23 protein-coding genes and 1 pseudogene are annotated in these 25,031 nt (G+C 68.1%); 12 read left to right on the top strand and 12 right to left on the bottom strand.

The window, feature by feature from the left end; genetic code table 11:
• Window positions 1-12: 12 nt before the first annotated feature.
• Window positions 13-1,545, top strand: coding sequence for an MFS transporter (locus ACFXKA_RS29100; RefSeq protein ID WP_379429724.1), 1,533 nt, complete (start codon window positions 13-15; stop codon window positions 1,543-1,545).
• A 100-nt stretch (window positions 1,546-1,645) separates the two neighbouring features.
• On the opposite strand, the gene ACFXKA_RS29095 is transcribed toward ACFXKA_RS29100, so the two are convergent.
• Both ACFXKA_RS29095 and ACFXKA_RS29090 read right to left on the bottom strand, forming a co-directional pair.
• Window positions 1,646-2,671 (bottom strand): phosphotransferase family protein, encoded by a 1,026-nt coding sequence (locus ACFXKA_RS29095; RefSeq protein WP_379429723.1) that lies wholly within the window; start codon window positions 2,669-2,671, stop codon window positions 1,646-1,648.
• A 2-nt stretch (window positions 2,672-2,673) separates the two neighbouring features.
• Window positions 2,674-3,789, bottom strand: a complete 1,116-nt coding sequence (locus ACFXKA_RS29090; RefSeq protein WP_379429722.1) for a hypothetical protein — start codon at window positions 3,787-3,789, stop codon at window positions 2,674-2,676.
• Window positions 3,790-3,892: 103 nt separating this feature from the next.
• Between ACFXKA_RS29090 and ACFXKA_RS29085 the strand changes: the two genes are divergently transcribed.
• Window positions 3,893-4,501: a TetR/AcrR family transcriptional regulator gene (locus tag ACFXKA_RS29085; RefSeq protein ID WP_379429721.1), complete on the top strand. Its 609-nt coding sequence runs from the start codon at window positions 3,893-3,895 to the stop codon at window positions 4,499-4,501.
• Between the two features lie 465 nt (window positions 4,502-4,966).
• Here ACFXKA_RS29085 and ACFXKA_RS29080 read toward each other — a convergent pair whose 3' ends face one another.
• Together ACFXKA_RS29080 and ACFXKA_RS29075 are read right to left on the bottom strand one after the other, a co-directional pair.
• Window positions 4,967-5,962 (bottom strand): TIGR03617 family F420-dependent LLM class oxidoreductase, encoded by a 996-nt coding sequence (locus ACFXKA_RS29080; RefSeq protein ID WP_379429778.1) that lies wholly within the window; start codon window positions 5,960-5,962, stop codon window positions 4,967-4,969.
• A gap of 153 nt (window positions 5,963-6,115) precedes the next feature.
• Window positions 6,116-7,741 carry a GMC family oxidoreductase gene (locus ACFXKA_RS29075; RefSeq protein ID WP_379429720.1) on the bottom strand — a complete coding sequence of 542 codons (1,626 nt, stop codon included), beginning with the start codon at window positions 7,739-7,741 and terminating at the stop codon, window positions 6,116-6,118.
• Between the two features lie 307 nt (window positions 7,742-8,048).
• On the opposite strand from ACFXKA_RS29075, the gene ACFXKA_RS29070 reads away from it, so the two are divergent.
• Together ACFXKA_RS29070 and ACFXKA_RS29065 are read left to right on the top strand one after the other, a co-directional pair.
• Entirely contained in the window at window positions 8,049-9,281 is a 1,233-nt protein-coding gene (locus tag ACFXKA_RS29070) for a cytochrome P450 (protein ID WP_379429719.1), read from the top strand.
• Between the two features lie 63 nt (window positions 9,282-9,344).
• Window positions 9,345-9,809: a glutathione peroxidase gene (locus tag ACFXKA_RS29065; RefSeq protein ID WP_379387701.1), complete on the top strand. Its 465-nt coding sequence runs from the start codon at window positions 9,345-9,347 to the stop codon at window positions 9,807-9,809.
• Window positions 9,810-9,836: 27 nt separating this feature from the next.
• Here the strand turns inward: ACFXKA_RS29065 and ACFXKA_RS29060 are convergent.
• Together ACFXKA_RS29060 and ACFXKA_RS29055 are read right to left on the bottom strand one after the other, a co-directional pair.
• Window positions 9,837-10,166 (bottom strand): annotated as a pseudogene (locus tag ACFXKA_RS29060) (cytochrome P450); the annotation flags it as partial.
• Between the two features lie 34 nt (window positions 10,167-10,200).
• Window positions 10,201-10,764: a TetR/AcrR family transcriptional regulator gene (locus ACFXKA_RS29055; RefSeq protein WP_379429777.1), complete on the bottom strand. Its 564-nt coding sequence runs from the start codon at window positions 10,762-10,764 to the stop codon at window positions 10,201-10,203.
• A 119-nt stretch (window positions 10,765-10,883) separates the two neighbouring features.
• Between ACFXKA_RS29055 and ACFXKA_RS29050 the strand changes: the two genes are divergently transcribed.
• Together ACFXKA_RS29050 and ACFXKA_RS29045 are read left to right on the top strand one after the other, a co-directional pair.
• On the top strand, window positions 10,884-11,327 hold the full coding sequence (locus ACFXKA_RS29050) for a hypothetical protein (protein ID WP_379429718.1): 444 nt from the start codon (window positions 10,884-10,886) through the stop codon (window positions 11,325-11,327).
• Window positions 11,328-11,427: 100 nt separating this feature from the next.
• Window positions 11,428-12,885, top strand: coding sequence for a DUF222 domain-containing protein (locus ACFXKA_RS29045; protein ID WP_379429717.1), 1,458 nt, complete (start codon window positions 11,428-11,430; stop codon window positions 12,883-12,885).
• 356 nt (window positions 12,886-13,241) lie between these two features.
• On the opposite strand, the gene ACFXKA_RS29040 is transcribed toward ACFXKA_RS29045, so the two are convergent.
• From ACFXKA_RS29040 to ACFXKA_RS29015, 6 genes are read right to left on the bottom strand one after another with little or no spacing between them, the layout of a single operon-like run.
• Window positions 13,242-14,108 (bottom strand): LLM class F420-dependent oxidoreductase, encoded by an 867-nt coding sequence (locus ACFXKA_RS29040; RefSeq protein WP_379429716.1) that lies wholly within the window; start codon window positions 14,106-14,108, stop codon window positions 13,242-13,244.
• A 15-nt stretch (window positions 14,109-14,123) separates the two neighbouring features.
• Window positions 14,124-15,596, bottom strand: a complete 1,473-nt coding sequence (locus ACFXKA_RS29035; RefSeq protein ID WP_379429715.1) for an FAD-dependent oxidoreductase — start codon at window positions 15,594-15,596, stop codon at window positions 14,124-14,126.
• Window positions 15,597-15,626: 30 nt separating this feature from the next.
• Complete coding sequence (locus tag ACFXKA_RS29030) at window positions 15,627-16,004, bottom strand: carboxymuconolactone decarboxylase family protein (RefSeq protein ID WP_379429714.1); 378 nt, start codon at window positions 16,002-16,004, stop codon at window positions 15,627-15,629.
• Complete coding sequence (locus ACFXKA_RS29025; RefSeq protein ID WP_379429713.1) at window positions 16,001-16,885, bottom strand: NAD(P)-dependent oxidoreductase; 885 nt, start codon at window positions 16,883-16,885, stop codon at window positions 16,001-16,003. The genes ACFXKA_RS29030 and ACFXKA_RS29025 overlap by 4 nt, the downstream gene beginning before the upstream one ends.
• A complete protein-coding gene (locus ACFXKA_RS29020) occupies window positions 16,882-17,634 on the bottom strand; it encodes an SDR family oxidoreductase (RefSeq protein ID WP_364621457.1) in 753 nt (250 codons plus the stop codon). The genes ACFXKA_RS29025 and ACFXKA_RS29020 overlap by 4 nt, the downstream gene beginning before the upstream one ends.
• 11 nt (window positions 17,635-17,645) lie before the next feature.
• Window positions 17,646-19,118: an aldehyde dehydrogenase gene (locus tag ACFXKA_RS29015; protein WP_379429712.1), complete on the bottom strand. Its 1,473-nt coding sequence runs from the start codon at window positions 19,116-19,118 to the stop codon at window positions 17,646-17,648.
• Window positions 19,119-19,351: 233 nt separating this feature from the next.
• Here ACFXKA_RS29015 and ACFXKA_RS29010 point away from each other — a divergent pair, with 233 nt between their 5' ends.
• The 6 genes from ACFXKA_RS29010 to ACFXKA_RS28985 are packed head-to-tail and all read left to right on the top strand — an operon-like array spanning window position 19,352 to window position 25,027.
• Window positions 19,352-20,560 carry a cytochrome P450 gene (locus ACFXKA_RS29010; protein ID WP_379429711.1) on the top strand — a complete coding sequence of 403 codons (1,209 nt, stop codon included), beginning with the start codon at window positions 19,352-19,354 and terminating at the stop codon, window positions 20,558-20,560.
• Complete coding sequence (locus tag ACFXKA_RS29005; protein WP_379429710.1) at window positions 20,557-21,348, top strand: SDR family oxidoreductase; 792 nt, start codon at window positions 20,557-20,559, stop codon at window positions 21,346-21,348. Before ACFXKA_RS29010 ends, ACFXKA_RS29005 begins: the two co-directional genes overlap by 4 nt.
• The gene (locus ACFXKA_RS29000) at window positions 21,348-21,551 is read left to right on the top strand and encodes a ferredoxin (protein WP_354839004.1); all 204 of its coding nucleotides are present in this window, start codon (window positions 21,348-21,350) and stop codon (window positions 21,549-21,551) included. The genes ACFXKA_RS29005 and ACFXKA_RS29000 overlap by 1 nt, the downstream gene beginning before the upstream one ends.
• A 56-nt stretch (window positions 21,552-21,607) precedes the next feature.
• Window positions 21,608-22,126: a nuclear transport factor 2 family protein gene (locus ACFXKA_RS28995; RefSeq protein ID WP_354839119.1), complete on the top strand. Its 519-nt coding sequence runs from the start codon at window positions 21,608-21,610 to the stop codon at window positions 22,124-22,126.
• A complete protein-coding gene (locus tag ACFXKA_RS28990) occupies window positions 22,120-23,391 on the top strand; it encodes a hypothetical protein (RefSeq protein WP_379429709.1) in 1,272 nt (423 codons plus the stop codon). Before ACFXKA_RS28995 ends, ACFXKA_RS28990 begins: the two co-directional genes overlap by 7 nt.
• 25 nt (window positions 23,392-23,416) lie before the next feature.
• Window positions 23,417-25,027, top strand: coding sequence for an acyl-CoA synthetase (locus tag ACFXKA_RS28985; protein WP_379429708.1), 1,611 nt, complete (start codon window positions 23,417-23,419; stop codon window positions 25,025-25,027).
• Window positions 25,028-25,031: the final 4 nt, after the last annotated feature.

Raw genomic sequence — 25,031 nt, 5'->3', positions numbered from 1 at the left:
AGGGGAACCGAAATGACTTCCGACAAAAGGGCCGAGGTGCTGACATCGCCTGCGGCCCAGCGCAACCCGCAGCGCTGGCTGATTCTCATCGTGCTCTGCCTGGCCTCGCTGGTGCTGGTGATCGACAATATGGTCCTCACCGTCGCCCTGCCGGAGATCGCGATCGACCTGCACGCTGGACCGCAGGCGCTGCAGTGGGTGATCGACTGCTACATCCTGGTCTTCGCGGGCCTGCTGCTCACCACCGGCAGCCTCTCCGATCGCTTCGGCCGCAGGCTGGTGATGGTGCTCGGCCTGGTCCTCTTCGGCGTGGCCTCCCTGCTCGCCGCCTACGCCACCAGCGCGGGGATGCTGATCTCCGGCCGCGTGATCATGGGCATCGGTGGCGCGCTCATCATGCCGAGCACGCTGTCCATTCTGATCACCGTGTTCGACGAGGACGAGCGGCCCAAGGCGATCGCCGCGTGGACCGGCGTGTCCGTGCTGGGCATGGTCGGCGGCCCGGTGCTGGGCGGCGTGCTGCTCAACCACTTCTGGTGGGGTTCGGTGTTCTTGCTGAATGTGCCGATCGCGGCCGTGGCCATCTTCGCGGCCTTCGCCCTGATGCCGGAGTCCAAGGGCCCGGCCCGCCCGACCGATCTGCCGGGCATGGCGCTGTCGATCGTGGGCACGGTGTCGCTGGTGTGGAGCATCATCGAGTTCCCGACCAAGGGCATTGCGGGCACCTGGGTTTCGATGCTCGCCGCGGCGGTCTTCCTGGCGGCCTTCGCGATTCGTGAGCTGAAGGCCGAACACCCGATGGTTCCGCTGCACCTGTTCCGCAACCGGGTCTTCACCGGTTCCAGCTTCTCGCTGGTGCTGGTCACCTTCGCCAACGCCGGTCTGAGCCTGCTGCTCACCCAGTACCTTCAGTTCGTGCTCGGCTACTCGCCGATCAAGACCGCACTGGCCTTCACCCCGCTGGCGGTGGCCGCACTGCTCTTCAACGGCCTGGGCGCCGCGCTGGTTCAGAAGCTGGGGGTGCGCCTGGTGACCCTGATCGGCATGGTGGTGCTGGCCGCCGGTTCCGGGGCGCTGGCGGCGCTGACCGCCGACTCCGGATTCTGGGCCGCGGCCCTGGCCATGGCGGTGCTGGGTGCAGGTGCGGGTCTGGCGATGCCCGCCGCCATCGGCGCTCTGATGGGTGCCATCCCGCCGGAGCAGGCCGGTGTCGGTTCCGCGCTGAACGACACCATCCAGCAGACCGGTGGTGCGCTGGGTGTGGCGGTGCTCGGCGCGGTGCTGGCCGGAACCTACACCGACGGAATGCCTTCCGCTGCCCCGGCGGCGGCTCGCGACAGCATCGCGGGTGCCTTCGTCTCCGGCGACGGTGCCCTGGTGACCGCGGCCCGCGAGGCCTTCACCCACGCCATGTCGACCACCTTCCTCGCGAGTGGGGCGGCCGTCCTGGTCGCCACGGTGATCGCCTTCTTCCTGATGAAGGGCGCGAAGCCGGCTGCGCCGGAGGGGGTTCCGGCCGAGGCTGACCTGGTCGAAGCCCGCTAGTCCCGACAACCGCGAACGACTTTGCCCCCGGCAGCACGCCGGGGGCAAAGTCGTTGCCGCGAAGGGAGTCACTGCCGTGACAGCGCGGCGCCGGCAGGTGTCAGCCGAGTAATTGCTCGATGCGGGCAGTGCAGAAGCCGGTGATGTTCATCTCCGGCGGGAGCTGTACGCGGTGGGTCATGCGCAGCAGGGGAATCGACAACAGGGCGGCCGAGAAGACCTCGTGGTATTCGAGGTTGCGGACCTCGTGACCGGTCCGCTTCTCGTAGTAGGCGATGGTCTCGGCGCGGCTCGGTGTGCCCGGCAGCGGGGGATGGCCCTCGTACTCGCTGCACGCCCAGTCCAGGAATAGCAGCCAGGCCAGGTCCGACTCCGGCGCACCGAGGTGGGCGATCTCCCAGTCGAGCACACCGCGGACCCGGAAGTCATTGTCGTACAGGATGTTCGACATCCGGGCGTCACCCCAGCAGAGGCACGGCTGCTCGGGTTCGCAGCGGTTGTCGCGCAGATACGCCACCGCCCGCCGGTAGATCTCCGGCGGCGTTCCCTCGCAAGCCCACTTCAGTGCGGCGTCCAGATAGTTCACCCCCTGCTCGACGACCCCGGCGCCGTGCTCGGGAAACGCGAGGAAGTCCAATCGCAGTGCCCGCCAATCCAACTGGTTGACCTCGGCGATGGTGTCCACGCATCCCCACCACATGCGAGCCCGCTGCTCGGGTGTGGCCTCGAAGTAGTTCCCGGCGGCGTGATACGACGGATAGTCGCTCGGCGCCCGGCCTTCCAGCCGGTTCATCACGAAATACGGGCTGCCGAGCGGATTGTCGCCCCGCTCCAGCCAGGCCACGGCCGGCACCGGCAGCCCGGTATCCGCCAGCCGGCGCATCATCAGCACCTGTCGCAGCAGGTCGTAGTCCGGGAACAGCGACAGGTCCGGTGGTCGTCGCAGGACCAGGGGAGTGCGGCCGCACTCGTCCTCGACCTCGAAAAGATAGGTCTCGGTGGCGAATCCGCGTTCGGTGCGCGCGAGCTCGAGCACTCGCGCGTTCCCCGCGGGCGAAAGATGCTCGCGTACGGCCGGTTCCAGTGCCGTCGCCAGCTGCTCGGCCGGAATTCGGGTGGTGCTCACGGTCAGTACCCCTCGTACCCGTACCGCGCGTTGCGGCCCATGAACACCATTTCGACCAGCCCGTATCCGGCCTTGCCGGCGGTTTCGATGCGGCAGAAGGTCTCGCTGAGCATGCTGACCTGCCGCAGATCCGCGGTGTCGGTGAGGTCGGCGGTGAAGCCGTCGCTCCAGTCCGCGCCCTTCCACAGTCCGGAAGCGTAGCCGCGGTAATGGTCGTATCCCGCGAGGCCGGGCCAGAAGCCGGAGATCGGCGTGATGGTGAATTCACGGTCGCGACCGTCGGCGCCGCGCGCGGTGAAGCTACCGCCGCTGACGATGCGGAAGTCGTCGCGGAAGGTCAGCGCGTGGTCGGTGGTGACGATCGGGACCGGCTGCGCGGCGGAGCCGATCGGGGCCAGCACGGTGCCCTCGAAGTGCCAGCGCTGCCCGTCGGCGGTCTCGCGCTGCGCGAAATGCACCAGCTCGTCCTCGAATTGGAAGATGCCCATGTAGTAGAGGACGCCGTCGGGGATGTCGCCCGGCTGCAGGCCCTCGCCCTCGCCGAGGCTGCCGCCGCCCCCGCCGTGGCGGGTGCCCCAGGAGTGGTCGCGCCCGAACCACCACGTCTCCGGATCGATTTCGAAGCGGCTGCCCGCTACCTCGATCCACCCGGAGATGCGCCCGTTCTGGTAGTAGCGGCGGGCGTCCTCGCGCACCCGGCCGCGGCTGCGGAAGAAGGCGGGTTCCTGTTCGTAGGCCGGGAACTGCCCCTCGAAGTCGAGCTGCAGCCGCACCCCGTGCTCGTTGTCGCCGAGGGTGGCGCGCACCTTGCGCAGCGGTTCGACGATCTCGTACCTGTACGGGCCGACCTGCCAGTGGGCGAGGCCGTCGTAGCGGTCGCCGATCTCGCGCGAGAGCCGGACCACGTGGGCGGTCTTGTCGCCGATCGTGATCATGGCGTAGGCGTCGAGCACATTGCGGTTGGGGTAGCGCGCCATGCCGGTCATCACGCTGATCTCGCCGGTGGTGTCGAAGCCGTACAGGACGACGCGTTCGGTCCAGCGCAGATCGCTCTGCTGGACGTGGTCGAAGGTGGTGGGGAGCTGGTGGGCGAGCAGTTCGTCCTGGGGCGTCAGCATGGGTGCCTCCTGAATTAGAATACGGGCCATACCGTATTTCAAATCGGACGACGATGTAACCTGTTTCAGAATTTGCCACTGACCCGAGCGAGAGGGGAGCCCCGTGACCGCAGCCACCGGGACCACCCGCCCCGGCCCCGGCCGACCCCGTGACCCGCAACTGGACGCGCTGGTGCTCACCGCGACCCAGGAACTCCTGGTCCGCGACGGCTACCAGGCCACCACCATCGCGGCCGTGGCCCGGCGTGCCGGAGTCGTCACGACCTCGATCTACCGACGCTGGCCCGGCAAGCGTGCCCTGGTGGAGGATGCGATCTTCGCCCTGGACACCGAGAATCACCCGGTTCCCAGCGGCGACCTGCGCGCCGACCTACTGGCCTGGACGCGCCTGTTCCTCAATGCCGCCGCGCACCCGGCGGCGCGCTCGGCCATCCCCGGCCTGCTCTCGGAGTATCACGACGATCGGGAGAGCTACCGCCGCCTGCTCGACGGCGGCGAGCGGCCGACGATTCAGGCACTGCGCGAGCTGCTCATGGCCGCTGCCGAATCGGGTCAGGCGGCCCGCGCCTGCGATGTCGAGGCGATCTTCGAATTCCTGCGGGGTGCGACCCTGATGCGCGCGCTCACGCACGGCACCGAGGATGCCGACCACTTCAGCCGCCGCATCGCGGACGCGCTGCACGCGGTCGCGCAAACTCCCACGTCAGAGTAGGCCCCACCAGTAGATCAGGCAGGCCAGTACGAAGACGACCACGGTTTCCATCGGCAATCCCAATCTTCTTGGCGCACTTACCTACATGATGCCGTGTACCAGGCGGACAAGGCCACAAATCGGACGAACAAGATCGCTAACCGTTAGCCTGCCACACAAAGAACCCGCCCAGTCCGACACCCCTCGTGGTCGGACTCGGCGGGTTCTGCGCTGGCCTACCACCCCCTTCGCGGTAGGCCATGTCCCCAATTGAGTACCGGTTGGTTGGTTTGCTGTGGCCGACCCGCCACCCCTCGTAGACGGGTCGGCCCCAGCGTTCCCACCCCCGGATGGTGGCTCGTCGGGTCCGCCGGTGCGTTCCGGCGTTGACACAAACGATGCCGAGCCGCGCTTGGCACGGCCTTAACAAGATCTTGTAATTGCGAAAACGCCTGCTGATGGGCGGTGTTCGTGGAATGCGGACCTTCAGGAGTGCAGCGCGGTCACCAGGTCGGCGATGGCGGCATCGGTGACCTGGTAACCCGGGAAGTAGCAGCAGACGCGAGCGGCGCTGTCGCCGAAGCGGGTACGGATCAGCTCCGCGCATTCGACCGGTGTGCCGCTGACGGTGAGCGCGTCCACCATCGGGTCCTCGATGAGCCCGGCCATCTCCCGCCACCGCCCCTGCTTCGAGAGCAGGTTCAGCTCGGGTTGCAGCTCCGCCCAGCCCTCCACCTCCAGGACCGGCCGGTAGGCGGGCGTGGAACCGTAGAACGCCAGCAGGTTTCGCACCGCCCGGCGCGCCTCGAGCAGCTCTCGCTCCGAATTGCCCATGGCCACAATGGCTTCCACGATGATCTCGAAGGGCCGGGTCGAGTCCCCGCGCCCCTGCGCGACAGCGGCGAGGGTCCGCTCCCGGAAGTGGCGCTCGGTATTGAACGGCATCACCAGCAGTCCGTCGGCCACCTCCGCCGCCATGGTGGTCATGCGCGGCCCCAGTGCGCCGACCAGAACCGGCGGTGCCCCATGGGGATTCGGTCCCGGATCGAACTGCGGGGTCATGAGCGTGTGCTGCCAGAACCGGCCGCGGTAGTCCAGCCTCTCGCCGTCCTGCCAGGCCCGCAGGATCGCCTGCACCGCCAGCACGGTGTCGCGCATTCGCTCCACCGGCTCCGACCAGGTGCTGCCGTAGCGCCGCTCGATATGGGTCCGGATCTGACTGCCGAGCCCGAGCCGGAACCGCCCGCCCGACAATGACTGCAGATCCCACGCGGTGTGCGCCAGATGCATCGGGCTGCGCGGGAACGCCATGGCCACATTGGTCATGATGTCGACCCCGGACGTGGCGGCCAGTGTCAAGGGCAGGAACACGTCGTGCGCGCCCTCGAAGGTGAACACCCCGTCCACTCCGAGCTCGCGCAATCGCGCTGCGCGGGAGGCCGATTCGGCGAGCGGCGCGTTCAGCCAGATATCGACGGGCAGGGACACCGTGACTCCTCCTGATACGAGAAAACAACAGCCCCGGGCCGAGAGGTAGTAGGCCCGGGGCTGTTTCGGGTCAGCGGTGGTCGTGATCCGCTGACCCGCGCGGGGGAGCTACCAGGGAAGTAGCAGCACTCCTCCGCGGGCTTGTGGTCAGCCGATGAATTCGGCCGCCTTCTCGCCGATCATGTAGCTCGGCGCATTGGTGTTGCCGCCGGTGATGCTCGGCATGATCGAGGCGTCGGCCACGCGCAGGCCCTCGATGCCGTGCACCTTCAGCGTCGGGTCGACGACCGCGCGCTCGTCCACACCCATGCGGCAGGTGCCGACCGGGTGGTAGATGGAGTGCACGCGGTTGGGCAGCTCGCGGCGCAGCGCGGTCTCGTCCGCCCACTCCTGGCCCGGGAAGAAGTTCTCGGTGATGTCGCCCGCGATGCTCTTGTGCGACATGACCTCCCGGATCATCTTGATGCCCTCGATCAGGAACTCGGTGTCCCACGGGTCGGTCAGGTAGCCCGGGTCGATGAGCGGCGAGGCGAACGGGTCGGCGGAGGCCAGCTTCAGTTCGCCGCGGCTCTTCGGGTAGATGAGGCTGGGCATGACGGTGAGTGCCGGGCGGCGGTCCACCAGGTGCAGCTTGTCGGCGTCCTGGTTGGGCGTCGGGTAGCTCCACGGCAGGGTGTGGATCTGCATGTCCGGGTGGTCGCCCTCGGCGAACTTGGTCTTGACGAAGCCGGCGGCCTCGAAGACCGTGCGGCCCATGAAGGAGCTGCCCGGGTTGCGCATCTCCTTGAGGATGCCGCGCGCGAAGTAGGTGGGGATGCCGCGGTGGATGGCCTTCTTGGACACGAAGGTCATGGGCACGAACAGGTGGTCGTGCAGGTTCTGGCCGACGGGCAGGTCGGCGACCACCTCGATGCCGAGATCGCGCAGGTGCCCGGCCGGGCCGATGCCCGAGAGCATGAGCAGCTGCGGCGATCCGACGACACCGCCGGAGACGATGACCTCCTTGGCGGCGCGCACGATGCGGCGCGAGCCGTTCTTCTCGGCGATCTCGACGCCGGTGGCACGGCCGTTCTCGATCACCACGCGGGTGGCCTGCACGTGGGTGAGCACGGTCAGGTTCGAGTTCGGCATGTTGGTGATGAAGCCGCGCGAAGAGCTGTAGCGCACACCGTCTTTCACGCTCTGCTGGAAGATCGAGAGGCCTTCCTGCGACGCCCCGTTGTAGTCCTCGATGATCGGCGCGCCGAGGGTCTCGGACGCGGCGGTCATGAACTCCTCGGAGATCGGGGTGATCTCGCGGGGGCGGGTGACCTCGATCGGGCCGCCGGTGGCGCGGTAGTCGTCCGCGCCGTCGACCCAGTTCTCGAGGCGCTTGTAGGCGGGCAGCACCTCGTCGTAGCTCCAGCCGGTGTTGCCCTCGGCGGCCCAGGAGTCGAAGTTGGCGCGGTTGCCGCGCACGTAGAGCATGCCGTTGATGGAGCTGGAGCCGCCCAGCACCTTGCCGCGGGTCATCGGGATCAGGCGGTCGTTGGCGTGCTTCTGCGGGACCGAGTACTGCTTCCACGCCACCAGCTTCTTCAGCTGCGGAACCGTGTGGACCATCGAGATCATGCCGGGGCGGGTGACCAGCTGGGTGTTGTCCTTGCGCCCGGCCTCCAACAGGATCACGCTCGCGCCACGCTGAGCGAGCCGTCCGGCCAATACTGCACCGGCGCTGCCCGCGCCAACGACGACGTAATCGGCTTCGGACGTGGAGCCCGGGGAAGCGGTCATATCAGTTACCTCATCTTCGAGTGTGCCTGGCATCACTGTAGAACAAGTTCTAGTCTGCCGACACAGTGGACATGATGTCCAGTCACAAGATCGACTTCAGGGTGGGTTGAGCGATCTTGCGGGCGCGGCGGGTCCTCGTTGAACATGTTGCAGATCCACTGCTGCGGGGTAGCTGCACCGCAGGGTGTGCGGGAACCCGGGGATCGGAGGCCGGAAACGCTGCCCAGCCGCAGGTCGGCATGGTTCAATTTCTGTGAAACACGTTCCAATTTCGTGATCATAGCGGCACCTTGCCCGAGGAGGAACAGTGTCTGTTCCGTCATTACCGGCCGGCTTCGATTTCACCGATCCCGAGCTCTGGGCCGACCACAGCCCCGCCGAGGAGTTCGCACTGCTGCGCCGCACCGCGCCGGTCTGGTGGAATGCCCAGACTCCCGAGCAGGCCGCACCCATGGACGACGACGGTTACTGGGTGATCACCCGCCACGAGGATGTCAAGGAGATCTCCCGCAGACCGGAACTCTGGTCCTCGAATCGCAAGGGCTCCATCATCAAAATGCCCGCCGACTCCGAACCCGAACAACTCGAACTCGGGCGCGAGGCGCTGCTGGTGAATATGGATCCGCCCAAGCACACCAAGATCCGGCGCATCGTCTCCAAGGGATTCACCCCGCGCGCCATCGAGGGATTGCGGGCCGCGCTCACCGAACGCGCGGCAAAGATCGTGCGGGAGGCGAAGGCGAGTGGCGGCGGCGATTTCGTCCAGCAGGTGGCGTGCGAGCTGCCGCTGCAGGCCATCGCGGAACTGCTCGGCGTGCCGCAGGACGACCGCCACAAGCTGTTCACCTGGTCCAATCAGCTGCTCAACTACGACGATCCGGAATTCGCGGGCAGCAATATGACCGCCAATGCCGAACTGCTCGGCTACGCCTACACCATGGCCGAACAGCGCCGGGCCCGCCCGGTCGGCGATATCGTCTCCCAGCTGGTGACCGCCGATGTGGACGGCGAGGCCCTGGGCTCGGACGAGTTCGGATTCTTCGTCATCCTGCTGTCGGTGGCGGGCAACGAAACCACCCGCAATGCCATCGCGCACGGCATGAAAGCCTTTGTGGATCACCCCGATCAGTGGGCGCTGTACAAGGAGCGCCGGCCGCGCACCGCACCCGATGAAATCGTGCGCTGGGCGACGCCGGTCTCTGCCTTCCAGCGGACCGCCGTGCGCGACACCGAAATCGGCGGGCAGAAAGTTCTGGAGGGGCAGCGGGTGGGGCTGTTCTACAGCTCCGCCAACTTCGACGAGGAGGTCTTCGACCATCCCTTCGAATTCGATGTGGAGCGCGATCCCAATCCGCACGTCGGATTCGGCGGGACCGGAAACCACTTCTGCGTGGGCGCGAATCTGGCGCGGCTGGAGATCGACCTGATGTTCAATGCCATTGCCGACGCCATGCCGGAAATCACCGAGGTCGCGCCGCCGCAACGGCTGCGGTCGGGCTGGATCAATGGGATCAAACACTGGCGGGTGAGCTACTCCTGAACCGGTGACCTCATCGAACTCGTTCTACTATTCGTGTTTGTGACCAATCTTCGCGAGATTCCGCTGCGCACGCTGACCGACAAGCCCACCACACTGGCCGAACTGGCCGGCGACAAGGTTGTGCTGCTGGTCAATGTCGCCTCCAAGTGCGGGCTCACCCCGCAGTACACAGGCCTGGTCGAACTGCAGCAGACCTACGGACCGCAGGGCTTCACCGTGGTCGGCGTGCCGTGCAACCAGTTCATGGGCCAGGAGCCCGGCACCGCCGAGGAGATCGCGGAATTCTGTTCCGCTACTTACGGGGTGGACTTCCCGCTGCTGGAGAAGAGCGAGGTCAACGGCGAGGGCCGGATTCCGCTGTACCAGGAGCTGACCCAGGTCGCGGACGCGGCCGGCGAGGCCGGGGACATCCAGTGGAACTTCGAGAAGTTCCTGATCGGGCGCGATGGCGCGGTGCTGGGGCGCTTCCGTCCGCGCACCGAGCCGAAGGATCCGGCCGTGGTCTCCGCCCTCGAGGGCGCACTGTAACTCAGCGGGCTTCCCTATAGCTCAGCTCTACGACGGCCGTGCCCGGCGACGGTACCGCACCGCGCACGGCTGTTGCAGCTGCACCACCATCTGGGAATGGTCGTTGCGGTAGCTGTCCGATGGCGGCGTGAGCTCGAATTCCCAGTCCCGCAGCAGGATCGAGAAGATGGCCTCTAGCTGCATCAGCGCGAAGGCCGCGCCGACGCAGCGGTGGCGGCCCGCGCCGACGGGTATCCAGGTCCAGCGGTTGGCCAGATCCGCCTGGTTCGGGTCCAGGTAGCGGACCGGGTCGAAGCACTCGGGATCCGGGAAGTCCTCCGGGATCCGGTTGGAGACAGCGGGACTCGCGGCCACCAGGATCGATACGGTGGCCGCGCACCCCGAACCGGTTTCAGCTCCGCAGCACGCGCAGCGCGAATTTCTCCATGCGATCGGCGATCTCGGCGTAGGACACATAGCCCATGCCCGCGCGCACCAGTGCGCCCGCGTAGATCATTTCGAGTGTTTCCACGAGTTCGGGATCGGCGTCCGCGCCCAGCGCGTCGATCAATCGCCGCCGGATCTCGCCACCGATCCGCAGCCGCAGATGCGCCACATCCGGATCGGTCCCCAGCAGCGCGGCCGTCACCGCGCCCGCGAGGGTCGGCTCGTCGGCCAGTAGCAGCGCGATCTGCCGCAGTACCGCCAGCACCCGCGCGGTCGAATCGGCGCCCTCGCCGGCGGGCGGCTCGGTGGCGGCCAATCGGCGCCAGAACATCTCCGCGACCAGGTGTTCCTTCGACGAGAAATACGTGTACGCGGTGGCCGTGCCCACCCCGGCCTGCGCCGCCACCATGCGCACGGTGAGCCCGGCGAATCCCTCCCGCGACAGCACATCCATGGCCGCCCGGGTCAGGCGGTCCACGGTATCGGCCTGCTTCTCGGTGAGTCGCCGGCGAGTGGCCTCCATGCTCACCGCAGGGCGGGCGGAAAGGGGATCAGACACGTGTCCGGATGCTACTATGGCCGAGCCCGCCGAGCAACTCGCGGTATGCGCGAACCGTATGAATGAGGGCGCATCGGAAAGGCTTTCGAATGAACCGCATCGCGCTCCAGGTCACCGCGCGCGAGATGTCGGCACTGATCGAGCGGATCAACAGAACGTGGCCGCTCGACGAGGCTCGCGCATTGGCCGAGGCCGCGCACGCTTATGCGGGCAAGGGCGTCATTCTGGAAGTCGCCGCTCACGCCGACGAGGCTGCGCCGGGTAATCCCGACAAGGCCGCGCCGGGTGATTACGACAGCGAGGTTCGTGGGTGGCGTACGCCGCTGCGTCTGCTCCTGATCGCCGACCCGGGCTCCGGTGCCGCCGCGGAGCTCGCCTACGACGACTGGGCTCATTGGATCGCCGGTGGCGGGCTGCTCGTGCTCCGCGAGGCGGATGCCCTCTATCGCCGAGTCGCGGCGGGTGGGAAGTTCCGCGAGCTCGCTGCCGTCGGAGCGCTGCGAATCCTGCAACGGATCGCCGCCTGTAATTAGACCGCGCGCGGCACGAATCTTATTGTTTGCCAGAGATTTTCAAGGCGTGTCTCGGTTATCTTGCTTCCGTGTCTTCCGATTCGAAATTACGATCGAATCTATGAGTGAATCAGCTGGTGAGGGCTTCGCTGCCGTGCGGGTGGTGGAGCGACTCCGTGTGGTGCACTCGATGATTGCTGCGGCTCAGGCCGAAGAGGTCGAGTTGATGACGCAGCTGTATCGGCTGCGGCGCGAGCAGCAGTTGCAGCTGGGGGTCGGTGCGTTGTATGCGGGGGAGGATGCGGCCACCGAGATCGGGATCGCGCTGAAGGTGTCGCAGCGGTCGGCGGACGGGCTGATCGCGCTCGGTCTGGGCTTGGACAACCGATACAGCGGTACTCGCGAGGCTTTCGCCGATGGGCGGATCGACCTGCCACGGGTGCGGGCGATCAGTGAAACGCTGGCCAATGCTTCCGAGGATCTGGTGGCCGAGCTGGAGTCGCGGATTGTTGCGTATGCGGAGAAGGCTGAGCCGCAGCGGGTTCGGCGGACCCTGCGGCGGTGGCTGCTGGAGGCGGATCCGGCGGGTCAGGCCGCGCGGCGCAAGTCCGCCGAGGCGGACCGGTATGTGAAGGTCACCGCGGCCGATGACGGCACCGCGCTGCTCGACGGGGTGCTGCCCGCCGCCGGTGGGCAGGCGCTCTATGAACGGTTGCGGGAAATGGCGACCACCCAGTGCTGCGGGAACGACCCGCGCATCACCAACCAGCGCCGGGCTGACGCCTTGGTCGCGCTGGCTGACGGCCGCGGTCGCCTCACCTGCGAATGTGGGCGCGCCGACTGCCCCCGCACCGACGAGGGCGAGCCGTCTCCTACGGCGCGCAAAGCCCTTGTGCAGGTAGGGGTTTCGATGGAGACACTGGCCGGTCTGCAGGACAACCCGGCACTGCTCGCGGGTCTCGGTGCGATCGATGCCGACCTGGCCCGCCAGATCGCACGGCATGCCCGCTTCGACGTCATCACCGACCCGGCCGCTCGGCCACCCGCACCCGCGGCACGGCCCACTGATTCCGAGTTGCGATACCGCCCTGCGGCCCGAGCGGCCAGGCGAGTTCGCGCTCTCGACGGTGGTTGCCGCGCACCGGGCTGCGGAGTTCCCCCTGCCGGAACCGATCTCGACCATCAGGATCGATTCGATCACGCGGACCCCGAAAATGGCGGCCGCACAGTCGAGTCCAATCTCGGATGCCGGTGTCGTCGCCACCATCGCCTGAAGACACTCGCCGACAATGGGGCCAATGGCTGGCAGGTCGTTCACCATCCGGACCGGAAGGTCGAATGGCGCACGCCCTCGGGTGGTTCGGTGATCACGTCCCCGGAGGGTGCGAAGTTCCTGTTCCCGGCGCTGGCGGTGCCGCCGGTCACCGCTGCCGGAGTTCCGGATGCCGAGCCGATTCGGCCCCTGATCGATCCGGGCCCGGTCGTCAACGCCATGACCGAACTCGTCCACGTCTATTGCACGCCCGGCCAGCGGCGGGCGGTACGTTCACACGTCGGGACCTCCCGCGTCACTATGTGATTCAGATGCATGAGGCCAGGTAACTCGGGGGAAGACAACCAGGGTGGATGACTGGCAACTGGATTCCTCGCGCGGTGATGCACCTGGAAGTGTGGTTGCGTCGCCTGCCCTACCGGACTTTCGCTGACGCGGCTCGAGAGCCGTGACCTCGGTCCCGGCCGACGGACTGCACGGATCACCTTTTAGGACAAAAGAAAACAAAACAGAACAAACAGAAAGAACCGAAAGCTCGGCTGTTCGCCGGTGGCGCAGTTTCCGACAACCGTTGCGTTCCTCTATTGCGCAACCGACCTCCGCGCCCGCGGTCTATTACGGGCGGGGAGGTCGGTGTTGCTCCTGGCTGCGAGTGGGACGGGTCAGGCGGTGGGGGTGGTCAGGCCCAGCGGGGTGAGCTTGCCTGCCAAGCGGTCCAGATAGGCGAGGACGTCGGGTTCGGGTTTGTCGGGGAGGCCGTAGAGGACGTCGGTGACGCCGGCTTCGGCCCAGGCCGAGAGTTTTTCGGGGTCGGGTTTGTGGGCGAGGGCCACCACGCGGGGGGTGCCTTCGCGGCCTGCTTCCTGCCAGTGCTTCATCAGCAGGGTGGTGGCGGCGGAGACGTCGGATTCGTAGGGGGTGGTGATCCAGCCGTCGCCGGAGCGGGCGATCCATGTGAAGGTCTTCTCGGTGCCGCCGGCGCCGATGAGGACGGGGATGTGGGATTGGATCGGCTTGGGCCAGGCCCAGCTGGGGCCGAAGGAGACGAAATCGCCGGAGTAGGAGGCTTCTTCCTCGGTCCAGAGAGCGTGCATGGCTTCGATGTATTCGCGCAGCACGGTGCGGCGCTTGTTGCCGGGTACGCCGTGGTCGGTGAGTTCGTCGGTGTTCCAGCCGAATCCGGCGCCGAGGGTGACGCGGCCGCCGGAGAGGTGGTCCAGGGTGGCGATGGTCTTGGCGAGGGTGATGGGGTCGCTCTCGGTGGGCAGCGCTACCGCGGTGGACAATTCGATGCGGGAGGTGACCGCGGCGGCCGTGCCGAGGGCCACCCATGGGTCGAGGGTGCGCATGTAGCGGTCGTCGGGGAGTTCGGAGGTGCCGGTCTGGGGGTGGGCCGCGTCGCGTTTGACGGGGATGTGGGTGTGCTCGGGGACGAAGAAGGAGTCGAAGCCTCGATCCTCGGCGGCCTTGGCGGCGGCCGCGGGTGTGATGCCGCGGTCGCTGGTGAACAGGACGATGCCGAATCGCATGGGGGACGGCTCCTTTCAGAGCTGCTTGGCGGCGGAGACGCCGGCGCGGCGGCCGTAGAAGCTGCCGTCGCCGAGGGAGCAACCGGAGGCGTAGCCGCCGGAGCAGATGCCAGAGGTGACGCGGCCTGCGGCGTACAGGCCGGGGATGGGTTCGCCGGAGACGTGGAGGACTCGGGAGTCCAGATCGGTGCGCAGGCCGCCGAGGGTGAAGCCGCCGGTGTAGCCGCGCAGGTCGTACGCGCCGAGTGGGGTGCGGATGGGTTTGACCCACTCGGTCTTCTTGTGCAGCAGCGGATCCTCGCCCTGCTCCGCGTGGTGGTTGTAGAGGTCGACGGTGGCCTGCAGGGTGTGCTCCGGCAGGCCCATCTCGCTCTCCAGTTCGGCGACCGTCTCCGCCACCCAGGTCGGCGCGGTGCGCAGGAACGACAGCGAAGACTTGCTCTCCATCGCCTCCTCCAGCGCGAGTTCGTCGATCACCAGGTACGCCTGATTGCCCTGTTCCTGCAGCACGGCCTGACCCATGCGCCCGGCATAGGTGTCCTCGGTGATGAAGCGCTGCCCGCGCCCGTTCACCAGGATGCCGCGCGCCACCACCTGCGGGTCCACCACCAGCGCCACCTCGGTGGCGTCCATGTGCGCGAGATCCGCGCCCAGCGCCTGGGCGACCCGGATGCCGATGCCGTCGTGCTCCTCGACGGTGGCGGTGGGCCGGCCGGAGATCTTGGGCGCGTAGCGCTGCACCATTTCATGGTTGTAGGCGAAGCTGCCGGTGGCCAGCACCACGCCGCGTTCGGCGCGCACGTGTACCGGCTTGCCGTAGCGGGTGGCGGCCACGCCCACCACGCGACCGGTCTCGTCGACGATGAGCCGGCGCAGGCGCACGTCGTATTCGTGTCGCACACCGAGTTCGCCGGCCTTGTGGGCGAGGGGCTCCATCAGCATGTAGCCGCCGCCCTTCTCGCCCAGCTTCTTGTCCTTGGTCCAGGCCAGGTGACCGCGCGGCGCGGGCGGGATCGAGTCCTTGAACGGTGCGGCGTTCTCGCCGCCGGAGTACATCAGGCCCTGGTCGCCGGGCGGCTCGTAGCCGGGCTCGCCCCAGAATTCCTCCTTGAACGGAACGCCCTGGGCGACCAGCCAATCGAAGTGCTCGATACTGCCCTGGCAGTAGTCGTGGATCTTGGCCTTGTCGACGCCCGGGCCCAGGGCCGCAGTGAGGAATGCCTCCATGTTCTCGGCGGTGTCCTCGAAGCCCAGTTTCCGCTGCAGCGCGGTACCGCCGCCGAGATAGATGAAGCCGCCGGACATGGCGGCCGCACCGCCCCAGCCGCCGGTGCGTTCCAGCACCAGGACATCGGCCCCCGAGCGTGCGGCCTCGATGGCCGCGCACACCCCGGCGATGCCGAAGCCGACGACCACGACGTCGGCCCGGTCATCCCAGGTTTCGACCTCGCTGGCCAGAAGCGGTCGGACGCTTGCGGTTTCCGCCATTGTCTCTGTATTCCTCACTGCGGGTTGGGATTACTTCTTCTTGTCCTTGGCGAGCGTCTTGCGAATGACGCCGTCCAGTTTGGTGGCCGCGGGCCAGCCCACGTAGTGGGCCAGGAACACCGCGATCTCACGCAGTTGATCGGCGTCGAGCTCGCCATTGCGCAGGGCCGCGCCGACCTGGATCTCGGCGATCTCCGAATGTCCCTGCGCCGTGATGGCGCCGAGCAGCAGCAGCCGCCGGTCGCGCAGCGACAGGCCGGGCCGATTCCAGATGTCGGCGAACAGGTGATCGACGGTGACCTCGAAGAACGGATCACCGGCCAGGTTCGGCAGCTCGAACCCGTACACCTCCGACATCTTCTTCAGGCCCTGCTGCCGCTGCTCGGTGGGACTCTGATCCGTTGTCATGACTGCTCCTTCGCGATCGTTCCGGGCCCCACGCCGAGCCCGTCACCCAGGTCGTGCAATGCGCGCCGCGCCAGCGGCAGGTCGACATCCAGCCGTCCGGCCAGGTCCAGCGCCAGCGCCAGATCCTTCTCGCCGAGGTCGCGGACGTGGCCGAGAATCGGGAACCAGAAATCGTCCGCGGCGACCGGCGCGGTGGTCTTGCGCAGCATGATCGCGCCGGGCCCGCCGGTGTGCGAGTCGGAATGCCGGACCACCTTGCCGAGCGCGGCGATGTCCAGCCCGCCCGCCTCGGCCAGTCGCTGCGCCTCCGACGCGGCGGTGAAGGCGACGAAGTGCAGCAGGTTGCGTGCCAGCTTCATTCGCGTGCCCGCACCGACCTCGCCGGCGTGGATGACCAGGGATCCGAAGCGCCCGAACGGTTCCCGCACCGTTTCGAAGGCGGCGGCGCTGCCGCCCACCATGACCGCGAGCTCCCCGCGCTGCGCGGCCGGCGCGCCGCCGCTGATCGGCGCGTCCACGAATTCCACGCCGTGCGAGGCGCATTCGGCGTCGAGCTCGACGGCGGTGCGATCGGAGATGGTGGAGTGCACGGCGATGACGGTGCCCGGTTTCGCGGTCTGCAACAGCCCGTCGGGGCCGGTCACGACCGAGCGCACCTGGTCGTCGTCGAGGACCACGACCGAGACCACGCCGCAGCGCTGTGCCACCTCGGCGGCGGTGGCGGCGGCCGTCGCGCCCGCGTCGGTGAACGGCTGCACCGCGTCCGGCCGCATGTCGCACACCACCAGCCCGCCCGGCCAGCCGACCAGGCGCTGCGCCATCGGCGCGCCCATATTGCCGAGTCCGATGAACCCGACCGGGATTTCCTGGTTCGCACTCATGGCCGGAAGACCTGCCCCCCATCGACATTGAGCACCTGCCCGGTCACCCAGGCGGCATCGTCGGACAGCAGGTACAGGCACGCCCCGACCATGTCCTCGGTGGTGCCGAGCCGCTTGAGCGCCATCTGCTTCACCAGCTGATCCACGAACTGGTCCGGCACGATGCTGCGGGTGGCCTCGGTGTCGGTGGGCCCGGGCGCGATGGCGTTGACCCGAATCTTGGAGTGCCCCAGCTCGTGTGCCAGCTGCTGGGTCAGGCTGTTGATGCCCGCCTTGGCCAATCCGTAGAACCCGGAGTAGGTCCAGGCCGCGGTGGACGACTGATTGACGATCGACCCGCCACCCTTGGCCGCGATGTGCTGGTACACCGCGCGCGTCATGTTCAGCGCCCCATCGAGATTCACGGCCATGAACTTCTTGTAGTAGTCCCACGGCACGGTCAGCAGGATGTCCAGCTTCATGTCGCCGTAGATGGCGGCATTGTTGACCAGGTGATCGATGCCGCCGAACTCGGCGACGGTGAAGTCGGCGACCGCCTTGGCGGAGGCCGGATCGGCCACGTCGACCTGCGCGAAGACCGCGACGCCGCCGGCGGCGGTGATCTCCTTGGCGACGGTCTCGCCCAGTTCGCTGTTGAGGTCGGCGACAACCACTTTCGCGCCCTCGGCGGCCAGCGCCCGTGCGTAGGCGGCGCCGATGCCGCGCGCGGCGCCGGTGACGATGATCGACCTGTCGGTGAATCGGTTCATGTCGGTTCTCCTCAGACACCGGTCGCGATGAGTTTGGTTTCGGTGTATTCCTCGAAGCCGAGGACGCCCATTTCCCGGCCGATGCCGGACTGCTTGTAGCCGCCGAAGGGCGCGTCGGCCGAATACCAGATGCCGCCGTTGACGCTGAGCGTCCCGGTGCGCACGCCCTCCACGACCGCGCGCAGCCGCTCGGGATCGCGTCCCCAGACCGAGCCGGAAAGGCCGTAGGGGGAGTCGTTGGCGATGCGGACGGCATCCGCGTCACCGTCGTGCGGGATGACGGTGAGGACGGGCCCGAAGATCTCCTCCTGGGCCACGGTGGAGCTGTTGGGCAGCCCCGTGATCAGGGTCGGTTCGATGTACCAGCCGCTGGCGCGCTCGGGGCGTCCGCCGCCGGTGACGATGGTGCCGCCCTCGGCGCGCGCGATCTCGAGATAGCGTTCGACGCGTGCCAGCTGCCGCTCGGAAATGACGGGGCCGCAGACGGTTCCGGGTTTCGACGGATCCCCGGGCTTGATCCCGGCCAGGGTGCGCGCGGCCGCTTCGACCGCCTGATCGTGCAGTGCACGCGGCACCAGCAGGCGGGTGCTGATCGCACAGCCCTGCCCGGCGTGCACGCACACCCCGAACGCCGCGTAGCTGACCGCCGCGGTGATATCCGCGTCGTCCAGCACGATGAACGCCGATTTCCCGCCCAGCTCCAGGAACACCTTCTTCAAAGACGTTGCCGCAGCGGCCATGACGGCCCGGCCGGTCTGGGTCGACCCGGTGAACGAGATCATGTCCACCCGCGGATCGGTGACCAGCTGGGCGCCCAGCCCGTGGTCGTCGGAGGTGACGATATTGACCACCCCGGCCGGAATATCGGTCTCCTCGGCGATGATCCGTCCCACGGCTGCCGCGCACCACGGTGTATCGGGCGCGGGCTTGAGCACCACCGTGGTTCCCGCCGCGAGCGCCGGGCCCAGCTTGGCGAAGTTGATCTGGTGCGGGAAATTCCAGGGCGTGATCGCCCCGACGACGCCGACGGGTTCGCGGCGCACCCGCCGCGCACTCTTGATTCCCATGGGTGAGGCGATGCCGAGATCGGTTTCCCACGCGTAGTTCTCGGCGAGGTCGGCGAAGTACCCGAGATCGCCGACCGGGCCCTCCAGCTGCGGCCCGCTGGTCAGCATGCGGGGTGCGCCGGCCTCGGCGATGGTGATCTCGCGTAGTTCCTCGAGGTGCCCGCGCAGCGCGTCCCGCAGCTGCCGCAGGCAGGTCGCGCGAAATCCCGGATCGCGCGACCAGTCGGTGGTGTCGAAGGCGGTACGGGCGGCGGCGATGGCCGCGTCCATATCGGCGGCGTCGGCATTGGCGGCGTAGCCGAGGGTTTCCCCGGTGGCGGGGTTGGCGGTGGTGAACACACCGCCGCCGCCGGGCGTCAGCTTGCCGCCGATCAGCAGGTGCGAACCGCCGTCGGGGACGAGATCGCTCGGGCTCATAGGTAGCTCCCATGCTGTCCGGACACGTGTACGGACTATAGGTTCGTGGCTCGGATACGCGCAAGAACCTGTTTCAGTTTGCGCGGACCTTGCCGATTCGGTTCGCGGGATTCCGTTGTCAGGCGATCCCGTCGCTAGTACCGTACAGACACATGTCCAGCTACGTGTCTCCGTTGCTGGAAAACGTTCATCGGCTCCGATGAACGCGTTATCGAAGACGAGGTGCAGACACCATGACCGCAGCCTCCCTAGAGCCGCTGCTGTTCGACCCCTACGACTACCGCATCCACGAGGACCCCTACCCCGTGTACCAGCGGTTGCGCACCGAGGCGCCGGTGTACCACCACCCCGACCTGGACTTCTGGGCACTGTCCCGGCACGCCGACGTGACCGCCGGGTTCCGTGACGACATCCGGCTCTCCAGCGCCAACGGCGTCTCCCTGGACCCCGCCGCCTGGGGTCCGCACGCCTGGCGGACCATGTCCTTCCTGGCCATGGACGATCCGCGGCACCTGCGCCTGCGCAAGCTGGTCTACCAGGGCTTCACGCCGCGCCGGGTCACCGAGATGAGCGATCGCATCCGCGACATCACCCGGCGCTATCTCGAACCCGCGCTGGCCGGAGGCGATTTCGACTGGATCGACGCGGTGGCGGGACAGGTCCCGATGGACGTCATCTCCGAACTGCTGGGCGTCCCCGAATCCGATCGCACCGAACTGCGCAGGCTCGCGGACCTGCTGGTGCATCGCGAGGAGGGCGTGCTGGATGTGCCGGTCGCGGCCATGGAGGCCGCCCTGCAGCTGGCGGGCTACTACCACGAGATGCTGGAGGCCCGGAAGCGGCAGCGCACCGACGATCTGACCTCGGCCCTGCTCGACGCCGAGGCCGACGGGGACCGGCTCACCGACGAGGAGATCCTCGGATTCATGTTCCTCATGGTGGTCGCCGGGAACGAGACCACCACGAAACTGCTGGGCAATGCGCTGTATTGGGCGGGCCACAATCCCGGCGAGTATGCCAAGGTCGCCGCCCATCCGGAACTCGTGGCGGACTGGGTGGACGAGACGCTGCGTTACGACGCGTCGAGCCAGATTCTGGCCCGCACCGCCGCCGAGGATCTCGAGTACTACGGGCAGACGATTCCGCGGGGCGCCAAGGTGCTGCTGCTCGTCGGTTCCGCCAATCGCGACGCCGCCGTCTTCCACGACCCGGACCGCTACGACATCGAACGCGCCGACAAGGGCGGGCTGATCAGCTTCGGCCGCGGCGTGCATTTCTGCCTGGGTGCGCACCTGGCCCGGCTGGAGGCCTCGATCGTGCTGGGGGAGTTCGCGGCTCGCGTGCCCGCCTTCGGCATCGGTGAATCCGGTTGCCGGCGCGTGCATTCGGTGAATGTGCGCGGATTCGCCCACCTGCCCGTCTCCGTGGAGGTCCGTCGATGACCCGTTTCCCCGCACATCCCGGCCGCCGTCCCGCCATGGTCGCGGGCGCGTCCTCCGGCATCGGCGCCGCCACGGCGGAAGCCCTTGCCGCCCTGGGGCATCCGGTCGCGCTCGGCGCACGCCGGGTGGAGATCTGCGAGACCCTCGCCGAGAAGATCCGCGCCGCCGGCGGTGAGGCGTTCGCCGGACGGCTGGACGTCTCCGACACCGATTCGGTGCACGAATTCGTGACCGCCGCCGAAGCAGCGCTGGGCCCCACCGAGATCCTGGTCTCCGGTGCGGGCGACCTCGAATTCGGGCAGGCCTGGGAAATGGATCCCGACGTCTTCGAATCCCAGGTCCGCGTGCACCTGGTCGGCGCGCAGCGCCTGGCGCACCGGGTGCTGCCGGGCATGATCGAACGGCAGCGCGGCGACTTCGTCGTCATCGGCTCCGACTGCGCGGTCCGGGTGCGTCCCGGCGCGGGCGCGTACAACGCGGCCAAGACCGGGGTGGAGGCCTTCGCCACCCAGCTGCGCATGGAGCTGGAGGGCACCGGGGTGCGCTCGTCCATCGTCCGCCCTGGGCAGACCCTCACCGGCATGGGCATGCAGGCCACCCCGGAAGTCGTCGGCCCGCTGCTGGAGAACTGGGTGAAATGGGGCTTCGCCCGGCACCCGCAGTTCCTGCGGCCGGCCGATCTCGCGGCGGCCGTGACCGCGGTCGTCTCCACCCCGCGCGGCGCGCACCTGGTGCTGGTGGAGGTGCAGCCGGAAGCGCCGATCCAGGACAGGAAGGACGCCTCCTGATGCGACTGATCGTCGATCTCGATCTCTGCCAGGGCCACGCCGTCTGCCAGGACGAGGCCCCCGAACTCTTCCAGGTGCCCAAACAGGGCCAGGTCCGGATCCTGCGCCCCGACCCCGGCGCCGACCTGGAGGCGGCCCGCGCCGCCGTCCGCTACTGCCCGACCCAGGCGCTGTCGCTGGTCGACGACAGCGCCGCCGAATAGCGCAACCCGAACAGAAGGAGGCCGCGGTGAGCTGGTCCCGCGACGAACTCGACGAGATGATCCGCCGCTGGGTGGACGAGAACAAACAGTGTGAGGCCCAGGGCGATTGGAAGCCGCTCGAGCACTTCTACACCGAGGACGCCACCTACGGCTGGAACTACGGCCCGCAGCAGGAGTTCATGGCCGTCGGCCGCGACGAGATCCGTGACATCGCGCTCGGCCAGGAGATGTTCGGCCTGGAGGGCTGGACCTATCCGTATCAGGAATTCGTGGTCGACGAGCGCAGCGGCAGCGTCATCGGCTTCTGGAAGCAGGTCAACGAGGGCCGGCGGGCGGATGGCCGGCCCTACAGTCCGGAGGGCATCGGCGGCAGCTGGTTCCGCTACGCGGGTGACTACCGGTGGTCCTGGCAGCGCGACTTCTTCGACTTCGGCAATGTGACCGCGCTTTTCGTCGAGATGATCTCGAACGACGCGCTATCGTCCGGAATGCGCAAGCGCATGGAACGGGCCATGACGGGCGAACCGCTGCCCGGCTGGTACCCCGTCGGAAAGGGGCCGGTGCCCCTGTGGTGAACAGCAGATTCGAAGCCCTGACCAGATCCGAACTGGCCCTGCTGGTTCCGGAGTTGCTGCTGTGCGGCCACCTCATCGACCGCTCCGGCATGGCGCACGTGCTGGGTGCGCTGGGCCGGGAAGGCATGACGGCGGTGGCCATCGAGGAATGGCAGCTGGCCAGCCCGGTCTACACCCGGCGCATGCGGCGGGCGCTCGACATCACCGGCGACGGCGTGGACGCCATCTTCAAGGGCTTCCAGCTGGATATCGGCGCGCCACCGCAATTCATGGATTTCCGCTTCCGGGTGATCGACCACGACCACGGCGAATTCCACCTGGACCACTGCGGCGCGCTCGCCGACGTGGAGCCGATGGGCACCGAGTTCGTGGTCGCCATGTGCCACGACATCGAAGACCCCACCTTCGACGCGACCGCGCTGGCCACCAACCCCTACGCGCAGGTCCGCCCGGTGCACCGCCCACCCCGCGAGCCCGCCGATCGGCTGGAACATCCCAAGAAGCCGGTGTGCGCGTGGACCGTCACCATCGATCCCGCCCACGAGCCCCCGGTCCCGCCCGACGACGCGCAGGTGGTGGCCGGATCCGAAGCCGCCGCCACGGTATTGGCGCCCATCGACCCGGAAGATCCGGGACAGCACGACTATTCAGGTCCGCTGCTGAGCGATCTGCGCTTCGCGGACTTCTCCCGCTCCGCGCTCATCCGGATCGCCGACGAGGTGTGCCTGCAGCACCATCTGCTCACCCTCGGCTACCGGACCGCCGTCGAGCCCCGGACGAAACCCGATGTGGCGCTGGATATCCTGCGCAAGCAGTGGACGGGAATCGCCGGCCTCACCGCCGAGCGCATCCGCACGGCGCTCGGGCTCGGCGACGACGCGGCGGCGCTGGCCAAGGTGCTGCGGCTGCATCCCGCCTTCAATCCGGCCGCCTACGTCGACATGCAGGTCGCCACCGAGACCACCGGCGGCGAACAACTGGTGGAACTGCGGATCGGCCGCGGCTGCGGCGCGATCGACGACGGTGCGTGGCCCGCCCTGCTCGACCCCGAGCACCTGGCCCCGCTCGACGCTCTGGTGCGCGGGGTCAACCCGCGTTTCCACACCCGGGTCCGCTCTGTCGACGAGTGCGGCCTCACCCTCGAAATCGGTTGCGCGGACCTGCCGTACCGCGAGGCCGACGAGGTCGCCATCACCCGGTTCAGCTCCGGGGCCGCCTTCACCTTCACCGACCGGGGCATCCCGCTGCCGCTCACCGTCCTGTAGCCGGAACACACCAGGAGATACGGCCATGGCGTGCACTTTCGCCGACCTCTTCGAACACTCCGCCGACGCCGTGCCGGACCGGACCGCCGTCATCGAGGGCCCGCGCCGGTGCACCTTCGCCGAACTCGACGCCCGCGCCAACCGGCTGGCCCACCACCTCACCGCCGCCGGCGCGGGACCGGGGACCCACATCGGCTTCCACATGCACAACGGCATCGAGAGTCTCGAAACACTGCTGGGCTGCTACAAGATTCGCGCGGTGCCGGTCAATATCAACTACCGGTACCGCGCGGAGGAACTGCGCTACGTCTACGACAACGCCGACCTCGAGATGACGGTGCACCACCGCTGCTACGCGCCGCTGATCGAGGAGATCCGGCCGCAATTGCCGAAGCTGCGGCACACCCTGGTGGTGGAGGACGATCAGGGCGGCGCGGGGCTGCCGACCACCTCCGTCCCGTACGAGCAGGCGCTCGAATCCGGTTCGCCCGAACGGGATTTCGGGCCGCGCAGCGCCGACGATCACTTCATCATGTACACCGGCGGCACCACCGGCCTGCCCAAGGGCGTCATCTGGCGGCAGGAGGACATGTGGCGGGTGCTGGGCGGCGGCATCGACTTCTACACCGGTGAACCCGTCGCCGACGAGTACCAGCAATCCCGCGCGGGGGCCGGGAACCCTTCGCCCATGACCTGGTTCGTGCTGCCGCCGCTCATCCACGCCGCCGCCATGATGCCCACCTTCACCGCGCTGTGGTCCGGCAACGCGGTGCTGTTCCAGCCGCGCTTCGACGCCGACGAGGTGTGGCAGGTGGTGGCGCGGGAGCGGCCCCAGGTCCTGGTGGTCACCGGCGACGCCATCGCCCGGCCGCTGGTGGACTCCTACCGGGCCGCGCCGGTGGACGCGTCGTCGCTGATCTCCATCGGCTCCGGCGCGGCCCAGCTCACCCAGCCGGTGAAGAACGCACTGCTGGAACTGTTCCCCAGCACACTGGTCACCGAATCCATCGGCTCCTCCGAAACCGGTTTCGGCGGTATCGGATTCGCGCAGAAGGACGATGATCCGGCCCGTGCGCCGCGGGTGCACACCGGGCGCGGGGCGCTGGTGGTGGACGACGCCGGGTGGCCCGTCGCGCCGGGCGGCGAGGGCTGGGTGGCCAAGACCGGCAATGTGCCGATCGGCTACTACAAGGATCCGGTCAAGACCGACAAGCTCTTCCGCACCGTGGACGGGGTGCGCATGGTCATCACCGACGATCGCGCGCGCGTGGAGTCCGACGGGTCGGTCACCCTGATCGGCCGCGGCAATATGGTCATCAATACCGGCGGGGAGAAGGTCTTCCCGGAAGAGGTCGAGGCCACCGTCAAGGCCCATCCCGCCGTCTACGACGCGGTCGTGATCGGGGTGCCGCACGAGCGCTGGGGGCAGCTGGTGGCGGCCGTGGTGTCGCCGGCCGCGGGCGCGATCGACTTCGCCGCGCTGGCGGAGCACGTGCGCGCGCGTCTCGCGGGATACAAACTGCCGCGGCGGATCTGGGTGGCCGAGACCGTCGCGCGCACGCCGAGCGGTAAGCCCGACTACCGCTGGGCCAAGGGTTATGTGGCCGAGCGGGGACCCGACTACGAGGCGAGGTGAAGAA

This window comes from Nocardia sp. NPDC059228 (genome assembly GCF_042754245.1).
Taxonomy (GTDB): domain Bacteria; phylum Actinomycetota; class Actinomycetes; order Mycobacteriales; family Mycobacteriaceae; genus Nocardia.
This window is presented reverse-complemented; position numbering and strand designations above follow the sequence as displayed.